8 protein-coding genes and 2 pseudogenes are annotated in these 10,867 nt (G+C 74.4%); 6 read left to right on the top strand and 4 right to left on the bottom strand.

The features are described 5' to 3' along the window. Nucleotides 1–69: 69 nt before the first annotated feature. Nucleotides 70–702 (top strand): alpha-ketoglutarate-dependent dioxygenase AlkB, encoded by a 633-nt coding sequence (locus AB0M29_RS30055; RefSeq protein WP_365388270.1) that lies wholly within the window; start codon nucleotides 70–72, stop codon nucleotides 700–702. Between the two features lie 69 nt (nucleotides 703–771). Here AB0M29_RS30055 and AB0M29_RS30060 read toward each other — a convergent pair whose 3' ends face one another. Beyond that, nucleotides 772–2,280 (bottom strand): MFS transporter, encoded by a 1,509-nt coding sequence (locus AB0M29_RS30060; protein ID WP_365388272.1) that lies wholly within the window; start codon nucleotides 2,278–2,280, stop codon nucleotides 772–774. Nucleotides 2,281–2,502: 222 nt separating this feature from the next. Between AB0M29_RS30060 and AB0M29_RS30065 the strand changes: the two genes are divergently transcribed. After that, entirely contained in the window at nucleotides 2,503–2,961 is a 459-nt protein-coding gene (locus tag AB0M29_RS30065; protein WP_365388296.1) for a DUF5709 domain-containing protein, read from the top strand. Between the two features lie 164 nt (nucleotides 2,962–3,125). Further along, nucleotides 3,126–4,055 (top strand): sensor histidine kinase, encoded by a 930-nt coding sequence (locus AB0M29_RS30070; protein ID WP_365388274.1) that lies wholly within the window; start codon nucleotides 3,126–3,128, stop codon nucleotides 4,053–4,055. Nucleotides 4,056–4,154: 99 nt separating this feature from the next. Here the strand turns inward: AB0M29_RS30070 and AB0M29_RS30075 are convergent, their stop codons facing one another. Next, nucleotides 4,155–4,607 (bottom strand): hypothetical protein, encoded by a 453-nt coding sequence (locus tag AB0M29_RS30075; protein WP_365388276.1) that lies wholly within the window; start codon nucleotides 4,605–4,607, stop codon nucleotides 4,155–4,157. Nucleotides 4,608–4,758: 151 nt separating this feature from the next. Between AB0M29_RS30075 and AB0M29_RS30080 the strand changes: the two are divergent. Further along, a pseudogene (locus AB0M29_RS30080) lies at nucleotides 4,759–5,104 on the top strand (hypothetical protein). Nucleotides 5,105–5,108: 4 nt separating this feature from the next. Here the strand turns inward: AB0M29_RS30080 and AB0M29_RS30085 are convergent. Further along, on the bottom strand, nucleotides 5,109–5,750 hold the full coding sequence (locus AB0M29_RS30085; protein ID WP_365388277.1) for a TetR/AcrR family transcriptional regulator: 642 nt from the start codon (nucleotides 5,748–5,750) through the stop codon (nucleotides 5,109–5,111). A gap of 105 nt (nucleotides 5,751–5,855) precedes the next feature. On the opposite strand from AB0M29_RS30085, the gene AB0M29_RS30090 reads away from it, so the two are divergent. Next, entirely contained in the window at nucleotides 5,856–7,292 is a 1,437-nt protein-coding gene (locus tag AB0M29_RS30090) for an MFS transporter (RefSeq protein ID WP_365388279.1), read from the top strand. A gap of 91 nt (nucleotides 7,293–7,383) precedes the next feature. Continuing rightward, nucleotides 7,384–10,485: a tetratricopeptide repeat protein gene (locus AB0M29_RS30095; RefSeq protein WP_365388281.1), complete on the top strand. Its 3,102-nt coding sequence runs from the start codon at nucleotides 7,384–7,386 to the stop codon at nucleotides 10,483–10,485. Nucleotides 10,486–10,502: 17 nt separating this feature from the next. Here AB0M29_RS30095 and AB0M29_RS30100 read toward each other — a convergent pair. Further along, nucleotides 10,503–10,867: pseudogene (locus tag AB0M29_RS30100) on the bottom strand (coagulation factor 5/8 type domain-containing protein); the annotation flags it as partial.

Genomic DNA, 10,867 nt, shown 5'->3' on the forward strand with positions numbered 1-10,867 from the left:
CCCGGTAGCGCGCGGCCCGCGCACACATTCGTCTAGAACGTACGTACGAATTCGGGTTACGGTGGAGGCATGCACCATCCGTCCCACCAGCAGGCGTCTATCTTCGGCGGCGGCGCCCCGGGCCTGGCCGATCTGGCCGGGGCACACCGCACCCACCTCGGCCGCGGCGCCTGGATCGACACCCTGCCCGGCTGGCTGAGCGGCGCCGACGACCTGTTCGAGGAGCTGGCCGCACGGGTGCCCTGGCGCGAGGAGCGGCGGCAGATGTACGACAACGTGGTCGCCGTACCCCGGCTGCTCGCCCAGTACGGCGAGGGCGACCCGCTGCCCGCCGTGCTGCTCGACGACGCCCGCGACCGGCTCAGCCAGCACTACGCGGCGGAGCTCGGCGAGGCGTTCGTCACCGCGGGGCTGTGCTTCTACCGCGACGGCCGCGACAGCGTCGCCTGGCACGGCGACCGCATCGGCCGCGGCGACCGGCAGGACACGATGGTCGCCATCGTCTCGCTCGGCGAGCCCCGCCCGCTGCTGCTGCGCCCGCGCGGCGGGGGCGGCGCCACCCTGCGGCATCCGCTCGGCCACGGCGACCTGATCGTCATGGGCGGCTCCTGCCAGCGCACCTGGGACCACGCCGTCCCCAAGACCCGCGCGGACGTCGGCGGCCGGATCAGCGTCCAGTTCCGCCCGCACGGCGTCCGCTGACGTCCCCGGAGGCCCGCGCTCGGCGCCCGGGGACGCCCCGGAGGCCCGCGCCCGGTCCCCCGGCGCGGCTCACTCCGGCAGCGGCTCGTCGTGCGCGTGCGGCTCCTCCTGTGGGTGCGGATGCGGATGCGGGGACGGGGTGCCCGCGATGTCGGCCAGGGCGACGACCAGGGCCAGCGCGGCCAGCCCGCAGGCGGTGAGCAGGCCGAGATCGAAGGCGCCGGACCAGTCCGCGTGGCGGGGGCCCACCCGGGAGAAGAAGACCGAGCCGACGGCCGCGATACCGGCGGCGGAGCCGATCCGCTGCGCGGTCTGCAGGACACCGCCCGCGCTGCCCGCACGAGCCACCGGCACCTGGCTGAGCGTGAGCGTCTGGTTGGGCGAGACGACCAGACCGCTGCCGATCCCGGCGAGCAGCAGCGGCGCCGCCATCGCCCAGCCCACGGCGGGACCGGACGCCAGACGCACGGCGAAGGCCGCGCCGAGCAGCCCGACGATCACCGTCACCAGGCCCGCGGCGACCAGCGGGCGGCCGACGCGGGTGATCATCCGCCCGCCGACGGCCGCCGACACCCCGGAGCCCAGCGCGAACGGCATGATCGAGACACCGGCCTCCAGCGCGCTGTAGTGCATGCCGTTCTGCAGATACAGCGTGAGGATGAAGAAGACCGCGGTGAACCCGGCGAAGTACACCAGCGACAGCAGCACCCCGAGCGAGTACGAGCGCTGCTTGAACAGCGTCAGGTCGACCAGTGGATCGCGCCGCCGCGCGTAGTACCGCTCCCAGTACGCGAACCCGGCCAGGACCAGCGCCGCCAGCGGCACCAGCAGCCACTTGCCCGAGCCGTGCCACTGGTCCTCCTCCACGAAGGGCAGCAGCAGCGCCACGGTCCCCGCGCCGAGCAGCGCCACGCCCACCGGGTCCAGGTCGCTGCGCCGCCGCCGGCCACCGCCGTCGCGGGCGGCGGGCCCGGGCAGCAGCCGGTACGCGAGCGGCAGCGTGACCAGGCCGATGGGGAGGTTCACGTAGAACACCCAGCGCCAGCCGTCCTGGGCGCCGAACGCCTCGATCAGCAGCCCGCCGAGCAGCGGCCCGACCGCCGTCGACACGCCGATGGTGGCGCCCAGCACCCCGAAGGCCCGGCCGCGCTCGGCGCCGCCGAACAGTTGCTGGATGAAGCCGGAGACCTGCGGCACCAGGATGCCGCCCGCCACTCCCTGGATCAGCCGGGCGCCGATCAGCCATGTCTCGTTCTGCGCGGCGCCCGCCAGCGCGCTGGTGGCGGTGAACAGCGCGAGACCGGTCATGAAGACGGCCCGGCGGCTGCGGACATCACCCATCCGGCCCGCAGGCACAAGGACGAGTCCGAAGGCCAGGGAGTAGCCGGACAGCACCCACTGCAGGGCGCTCTGGGAGGCGTCGAGGCCGGTACGGATGGACGGCACGGCCACATTGACGATGCTGACGTCCAGCAGCGTCATGAAGCTGGCGGCCAGGCAGACGGCCAGCGCGGGCCAGCGCATGTCACGCCCGCCGGGCGGCGACGAGGCCGGGGTCGCGCGGGCCGGTGCGGTCATGGGGTTCTCCTCACGCGACTATCGATCCCCTTTCCGCGCCCGGACATGCCCACCCTGGGCCGGATGCGCGCGGTTGCCCGTTTCCGGCATGCCGTGGCGGGTAGGTGATCTCCAAGCGGTTACGGAACGTGACGTCGCACGGGATGCGGCGAAGGGTGGCGCGAAGACCGGAGCAGAGAGGACGTGGTGTCCGTGAGGAGCGTGCGAGGGACCGACACCGGCATGGGTGACGACGTCTACCAGCCGGACGGCGGCGAGATCCAGGAGGACACCGGACCACTGGAGCCCGCGGACACCCTCGACGACCGCGGCATCGCCCAGGTGCTGGACGAGGGCTACTCACCACCGGAGCACCCGCTCGGCGTCAACAGGACGGGGACCACCGCGAGCGAGCGCTTCCAGGGGGCTCCGCTCGACGAGCTGCTGGCCCGTGAGCGTCCCGACCAGGTCGCCAGGCCCGGTGACGACGGTCCGGGGGACACCACGGACACCGACGGCGAGCTGCTCGACCCCGAGGCCGGTGACCGCAGGGCGGGCCGGCTGGTCGCGCCGGACGAGGGGGTGCGCGGGCGCAGCCTCGGTGTGGTGGGCACCGATGTGGGAATCGACGGAGGCGCCGCCTCCGCCGAGGAGGCCGCGGTCCATCTCGTGGACGACCCCGAGTCAACGTCCCTGGACTAGGGGGGGTGGGTCTGATGAGCACAAGGCGTTGGCCATATGATTACCCGCCGTCTTTGACGGCGCATACTGGCCGTGACGGCGGACGGGCCGCGGGAGGGCGAGCGCGTGGGGATCACCGAGGGGCGGACACCGGCGGCGGATGCCGGTGGCGGGTGGAGGGCGCCATGACGCCCCCGGCCGCGGACGCCCCCTTCGTCCACCCCGCGCTCTTCTACCGTGACGAGCGCGAGTACCTGGACGGCACGACGGCCTTCGTCCACGACGGCCTGCACGCCGGTGAACCGGTCGCGGTGGCGGTACCGGGGGAGCGGCTGCGGATGCTGCGCGCGGCGCTCGGGCCGACCGCGCGGGACGTGCACTTCGTCGACATGTCGCAGGCCGGGCGGAACCCGGGGCGGATCATCCCTGGAGTGCTGCGGGCCTTCGCCGACGCGCAGGCGGCCGACCGGGTGCGGATCATCGGTGAGCCGATCTGGCCGGGACGCAGCGAGGCCGAGTACCCGGCCTGCGTCCAGCACGAGGCGCTGATCAACGAGGCGTTCGACGGCCGTCCGGTGACGATCCTGTGCCCGTACGACGCGAGCGGGCTCGCACCGCGCGTCCTGGCCGACGCGTACGCCACCCACCCGGTGGTGATCGAGTCGGGCCGCCGCCGGGCCAGCCCGCGGTACGCGCCGGAGCGGGTGGTGGCCTCGTACAACACACCGCTCCCGGAGCCGTTCCGCGCGGCCGCCTTCACCTTCGACGAGGAGCGGCTGCGCGCCGCACGGCAGTTCGCGGTCCAGCTCGCCGGAGGCTTCGGCCTGACCGGCACCCGGCTGGACGACCTCGCCCTGGCGGTGTCCGAGCTGACCACCAACAGCGTGCTGCACGGCGGCGGTTCGGGGGTGATCCGGCTCTGGACCGAGGACGGCCACGTGGTGTGCGAGGTGAGCGACGGCGGCCGGCTCAGCGATCCGCTCGCGGGCCGACGCGTCCCGCCGCACGGCATCCCCGGTGGCCGCGGCCTGCTCATGGTCAATCTCGTCGCCGACCTCGTCCGCACCCACTGCGCGGCCGACGGCACGGCGATCCGCCTCTATCTGGCGCTGTAGCGCATCCCCCGACCGCCCGGCGCCGATCCGCGGCGCGCCGTCACCCACCCCGCGGCCGGAGGGGGACGGCGGCCGCCGGGGCGAGTGAGCCGCGGCCGGTCAGAGGCTGATGAACTGGTAGTCGGTGACGATCCGGCCGTCCTCGCCGAGCACCAGGAACTCCGTCCCGCCGCCGAGCGCCTCGCCGCCCGCCGCGGGCGCCATCTCCCAGCTCAACTTCACGACGTCCCGCAGCTGTTCGGCCTCGCCGCGCGCCCGGAACACATACTCGCCGGGTGCGACGAACTCCTCGTACGCCCGGGTGACCCGGTACTCCAGCGCGTCGTGCCCGCGCGCCTCCAGCTTCACCTCGGTGAAGCCGAGCCCTTCCGCCTGCTCGCGCATGTCCTGCGGCGGCTGGAGCACATGCAGCCCGTCGTCCGACCACAGCTCCTCCAGGGCCTTGCGGCGCAGCCCGGCGTCCGGCTCGTTCCACAGCGCGAGGTAGCGGTCGGCGAGCGTGCGCAGGGCGATACGGGTCGGGTTGGCGGTCGTGGTGCCGGTGGTGGTCATGGTGGTGATCCTCGTTCCTTCGTCCGTGCCGTTCGTGCAGTTCGTGCCGTGCCTGTGAGGACGACTCTGCTGCGTGGAGCGCCGTCCGCCAATTCCCGCCGGGGAATGACCGACTGACCCGTACGCGGCCGGAGGCGGTCATGATGCCGTCATGGGACGCAGCTTCGACGAACTGGTGGCGGAGGCCGACGCGGTGTCGGTCGACGGCTGGGACTTCTCCTGGCTGGAGGGACGCGCCACCGAGCAGCGCCCCTCGTGGGGGTACCAGCGGGCGATGGGCGAGCGGCTGGCCGCGGTCGACACCGCGCTCGACCTCCAGACCGGCGGCGGCCGCGGTCGTCTACTTCCTGCGCAAGGTGATCTGGATGGTGCCCGGCTTCACCGTCGACGCCCACCGCGACCGGCTGCGCGCGCTGCACGACCGCATCGAGGCGGAGGGGCCGTTCGTCGCCCACTCGACGCGTTTCCTGATCGAGGCGCGCAAGCCGGCGGCGTAACGGCTCATGGCCTCGCGGGCGCGTAGTACGCGAGGAACATGTCGACGCCGCCGGTGACGAGGCGGTCGGCGAAGTCGTCGTCGACGTCCCCGCCGTACGTGCTGAACACCAGGTGCGGGAAGACCAGCAGCGAGTACAGCTGGATGATGGCCACCTCGGTGTCGGGGACCGCGAGCCGGCCCTCGGCCGTCAGCTTCTCCAGCACGGCGCCCGCGGCGTGGTGGTGGACCTGCGGGCCGCCGCCGTGCTGCCACGCCTCCCGGAGTTCGGGGAAGCGGTGTGCCTCGCGGGCGACGAGATTGCGCATCGCCAGGATGCCGGGGTCGGCGCGTACGCTCGCCACCCAGCCGCGGGCCGCGGCGGTGAACGCCGTCCGCAGGTCGTCGCTCTCGGCGAGACCGTCGACCGCGGTGACGAGCGTGTCGCCGAGCGGCGCGTCGAGCGACTCCTTGATGACCTCGACGAAGAGCGCCTGCTTGCTGCCGAAGTGGTTGTAGACCGTCACCTTCGACACCCCGGCCTCGGCGGCGATCAGGTCCACGCTGGCGTCGAAGCCCTCGCGCAGGAAGAGCGTCCGGGCCGCGCGGACGATCGCCTGCCGTTTGCGCTCGGCGCGGGGCCCGGTCGGCGGTGTCTTCTCGGTCATGTCCGGAGTCTACCGTTCGAAGTGAACTGAACCGTTGAGTTCAATTGTACTGTGCCGTACAGTTCAGTTGATCCCATCGGCCACGACCCGAGGACGCGAACCGTCATGACCCGATCTCCGGCGCTCGACGCCCACCACGCGCCCCCGCACGACCGTCCCGTCGCCCACCGCCGCCGCTGGACGGTGCTCGGCCTGCTCTGCCTCGCCCAGTTCATGCTGGTCCTGGACGTCACCGTGGTGAATGTCGCGCTGCCCGACATCGCCGTCGACCTCGGCCTCGGGCGGGCCACCCTGACCTGGGTGGTCACCTCGTACACCCTCTGCTTCGGCGGCCTGATGCTGCTCGGCGGGCGGCTCGCCGACGTCCTCGGCGCCCGCCGCACCCTGCTGGCGGGCCTCGCGCTCTTCACCGCCGCCTCCCTCGCGGCCGGGCTCGCGGGCGCCGCGCCCACCTTGCTCGGCGCGCGCGTGGCCCAGGGTGTCGGCGCCGCCCTGCTGTCGCCGTCGGCGCTCTCGCTGGTCACGACCACCTTCGACGGCGAGGAACGCGCCAAGGCGTTCGGCGTCTGGGCCGGGATCGGCGGCGCGGGCTCGGCCGTCGGCGTGCTGCTCGGCGGCGCGCTCACCAGCGGCCCCGGCTGGAACTGGATCTTCTACGTCAACGTGCCCGTCGGTGCCGCGCTGCTCGCCGTGCTGCCCGCCCTGGTCCCGGCCCGCGCACCACGGCCCGCCCGGGTCGACCTGCCCGGCGCGCTGCTGGTCACCGGGGGCACCGCCGCGCTGATCTACGGCCTGGTCGAGGCGGGCGACGCGGGCTGGGGGAGCATGCCGACACTGCTCGCGCTGACCGGCGCGGCCGTGCTCTACGCGGCCTTCGCCGTCGTGGAGCGGACCAGCCGCGCGCCACTGATGGACCTCACCATGCTCACCCGGCGGCCGGTGGTCGCCGGAGCTTTCCTGATGCTGGTCGCCACCGCCCTGCTGATCTCCGCCTTCTTCCTGGCATCGGTCTACCTCCAGCACGTCAGGGGCTACAGCGCCCTGCGCACCGGTGTCGCCTTCCTGCCCGTCGCCGTCGCCACCGCGTTCGGCGCGCGGTTCGCCGGGCATCTCGTCGGCGTGCTGGGCGCCCGGACCACCGCGGTGGCCGGCATGGCCGTCGCCGCCGCCGGAATCGCCCCGCTCACCCGGCTGTCCGCGGGCACCGGCGTCTACACCGTCGTCGTGCCCGGTCTCGCGGTCGCCGCCCTCGGCGTCGGCGCCGTCTTCGTCACCGCCGTCACCACCGCGCTGGCCATGGTCGGGCACGACGAGGCGGGCCTCGCCTCCGGCGTCGTCAACACCTTCCACGAGGTCGGCGGCTCCGTCGGCGTCGCCGTCGCCTCCACCGTCGCCGCCACCGGCATCGAGCACGCCACCCCCGGCGGCTTCGCCCGCGCCTTCACCGTCGCGGCCGTCGCCGCCGCCCTGGCCGCCCTCGGCGCCGCCGCCCTGGTCCCGCCCGGCAAACCCCGCATGACGGGCGGCGGCCACTTCCATTGACGGGCCGCACGGGGAGTTCCGGTTTCTCCCCGTGGCCGGGCGGCGGTGCCCTAGCGTGGAAGCGCCGTACGCAGGGGGAGAGAAGGCACGAGTGCAGCGCGACCGGGTGGTGGGGGTGGACGGGCCGCGGGGGCCCGGCTCCGGGTACGTCGTCGGCGGGAGACTCGTGCTGACGTCCGCCCACGTGGTGCCGGAGACCGGCGGGACCGCGCGGGTGTTCCGGCCCGGGTGGCCGGGCACCCACCGCTCGCGCGTGGTGTGGCGCGGTACGCCGGGCGGCCGGGACGACGCGGCGCTGCTTGTGGTGGAGGACGGGGATGCCCCCCGGGAGTGCCTGTGGGAGCCGGTGCGCGGCGTCGTCCGGTGGGGCCGGCTGGCCACCAGCCGGCCGCGTACGCCGTGCGAGAGCTGGGGACTCGCCGACCTGGTCCAGCGTCCTGGCCGGGCCGCGGACACGGTCCAGCCCGTGGGAACGCTCAGTCCGGGTGACCGGTTCGTCGGCAACCGGTACGTGATGGCGCTCGACGCCCAACCGCCGGAGCCGCTGCCGGGCGGCGGCTCGCCGTGGGGCGGCATGTCGGGCGCGGCGCTGTTCTGCGGGGACCTGCTCACCGGCGTGATCGCCGTGGACCCCGGGGGCCGCGGGCACGCCGCGCTGGAGGCCGTACCGCTGTACGTGCTGCTGCACGACGACGGCTTCCGGGCGGCGCTCGCGGACCACGCGCCGGAGGCGGGGCAGGTGCTGGAGCCGGTCGAGTTCCAGCACCTGGCCGAGCACCACACCGCGGAGACCGCGCTGCGGACCCCGGCGGCCCTGCTGCGGGCCCGCGTGCAGGCGGTGCCCTTCCGCGGTCGGGCCCGGCTGCTGCGCGACCTGCACGCCTGGGCACGCGAGCCCGGCTTCGCGGCGCGGTTGCTCCACGGACCCGGCGGCCAGGGCAAGACACGGCTGGCCCACCAGGCGGCCGTGGAGCTGGCCGCCGACCGCTGGTCCACCCTCTGGCTGCGACCGGACGTCCCCGAGGACGGCCTCGCGGCCCTCGCCGACACCACCGGCCCGCTGCTGGTGGTGGCGGACTACGCCGAGACCGTGCCGGCGCGGCTGGCCGCCTTGGTGCACGCGGCCGGCCGGGACGGCGGCACCGCGCCGGTCAAACTGCTGCTGCTGGCGCGCACGGCGGGCGACTGGTGGCGGGAGCTCGCCGCGCACGACCGGGTCACCGAGGAGCTTCTCGACGGCGCGCCCGCCACCGCGGTGGAGGCGCTGGAGCCGGACGCGGGCGCGTCACGGGCCGAGGCGTACGGGGAGGCGGTGACCGGATTCGCCGCCCACCTGCCGAAGGTGCGCGGCCACGAACGCGTGGACTGGGCCGCGCTGGCCGCCGGTCTGCCCGCGCCCGACGTCCGGGGCGCCGGCCTGCGCAGCGCGCTGACCCTCCATATGACCGCTCTCGCCGACCTGCTGGACGCGGCGGCGCCCGGCTCACCCACCGGAGAGGGCCCGGCCATCAACTCCGTGGGCATGCCGGAGGGCGCCGCACCCGGTCTCCTCGCCGACCGTATCGAGGACCGGCTGCTGATCCACGAGGAGCGGTACTGGCACCGGACCGCCGAAACCCGGGGCCTGCGACCGTACTTCACCACCGGGACCCTGACGGAAGCCCTCACCGCCGCCCTGGTGCTGGGGGCGGGCGGGCAGGAACAGGGGGACGGTCTGCTGCGGGGAGTCCCGGGCCTGGCCGACCAGAGCGCGGACCGGATCCGCGCCGTACGCGAATGGATCGCGGACCTCTACCCGTCGGCGGGCGGTGGGCGGCCATGGGACGGACTGCAGCCGGACCGGCTCACCGAGCGCTTCGCGGGCCGTCAACTCGCCCGGGAGCCGGGCCTGTTCGACCGGCTCGCCGCGGGAGCCGACGAGGCGCAGGCCCGGCAGTTGCTGACGGTGTGCGCCCGGGCCGCGGCCCACCCCGTCTTCGGCGGCGGGCTCGACCAGCCGCTGACCGCCCTGTGCGTGCGCCATCCGGGCGTGCTCGCCGTGCCCGCCGTCGACGTGGCCACCCACACGGAGGCGCCGGCGCCGCTGGTGGCGGCGCTGCGGGAGGTCGCCGGGGCAGCGCAGACGTCCCTGGAACTGCTGGAGGCGCTGGTCGCCCGGCTGCCGGAGACGAGCCAGAACCTGGCGGCGTGGGCAGCCGCACTGACCTCTGCAGTGGCCGAGCGGCGGCGGCACATCGCCCGCGAGGACCCGGCGGCCGCACCCGCACTGGCGAAGGCGCTCAACGACCTCGCGGTACGGCTCGGCCAGAACGGGCAGCGGGACGAGGCGGTCGCCGTGATCGGCGAGGCGGTGGCCCTGTGGCGCGGACTGGCCGACGCCGACCCGGCCGCGCACCAGCCGGCGCTCGCCCGCAGCCTCAACACCCAGGGCATCCGCCTCTCGGCGGTCGGCCGCAGCCAGGAGGCGCTGCGATACGTGACCGAGGCCGTCGCCATCCGCCGCGAACTGGCCGCGCAACGGCCCGAGTCCGCGTGCGACGACCTCGCCCGGACACTCAACACCCTGTGCCTGCGGCTGGCCGAACTCGGCGGCGACGACGCCGCGCTGGCCGCGATCACCGAGGCCGTCGCCATCCGCCGGGAACTGACCCGCGCCCACCCCGGACGCTACGAAGCGGCTCTGGCCAACAACCTGTCCAACCTCGCCGCGCGACTGGCCGCGGTCGGCCGCAAGGACGAGGCTCTGACCGCCGTGACCGAGGCGGTCGCCCTCAAGCGCGATCTGGTCGCCCTCCGGCCCGACTCCCATCGCCCGTCACTGGCGCGCAGCCTGAACAACCTCGCCGTACGGCTGGGGGCGGTCGGACGCAAGGAGGAAGCACTGGCACCGATCCGCGAGGCCGTGGCGATCCGCCGTGACCTGGTACGGCTGCGCCCCGACGCCCACCGCCCCGACCTGGCCAAGAACCTCAACAACCTGGCCGTACGCCTGGCCGATCTGGGCCGGCTCGACGAGGCACTGGAAGCGATCACCGAGGCGGTGGCCCTTCGGCGGGAACTTGCCGAGGCGCAGCCCGAGGACCACGCCCGCGGTCTGGCGAACAGCCGGGGACACCAGGCACGCATCCTCGCCGCGCTCGCTGCGGGCAACGGCGGAGCCGCCGTCCGAGGGATCGGACGGCGGCCCCGGTGACCGGTGGGATCAGCCGGTCACGGGTAGGAGGTCACGATCGAGGGGGTGGTGGAGGTCCCCGACGTGCCCGGGCCGGTGTTGTTGATGACATGGGCGTACTGGCCCATGCCGCCGAGTGACACCACCAGGAGGTCGTGGAACTTGACCCCCGGCGTGGTGGGCGCCTCGAACCCGTGGTCCTGGATGATCGTCGGGTCCGCGGTGTAGTTGCAGTAGCTGCCCAGGCCCCAGCCCTCGTGCGAGGTGACGCTGTCGTCCACCTTGTAGGCGGCGAAGCCCCGGGTGCTGCCGTTCTGCACGGCGGCCTGGTTCGGCGCGTCGTAGGCCTTCTCGTTCTGGAAGAAGATCGTCCTGCCGTTCTGCCCCGACCACTCCACGTCGT

Source organism: Streptomyces sp. NPDC051976 (genome assembly GCF_040680795.1).
Taxonomy (GTDB): Bacteria; Actinomycetota; Actinomycetes; order Streptomycetales; family Streptomycetaceae; genus Actinacidiphila.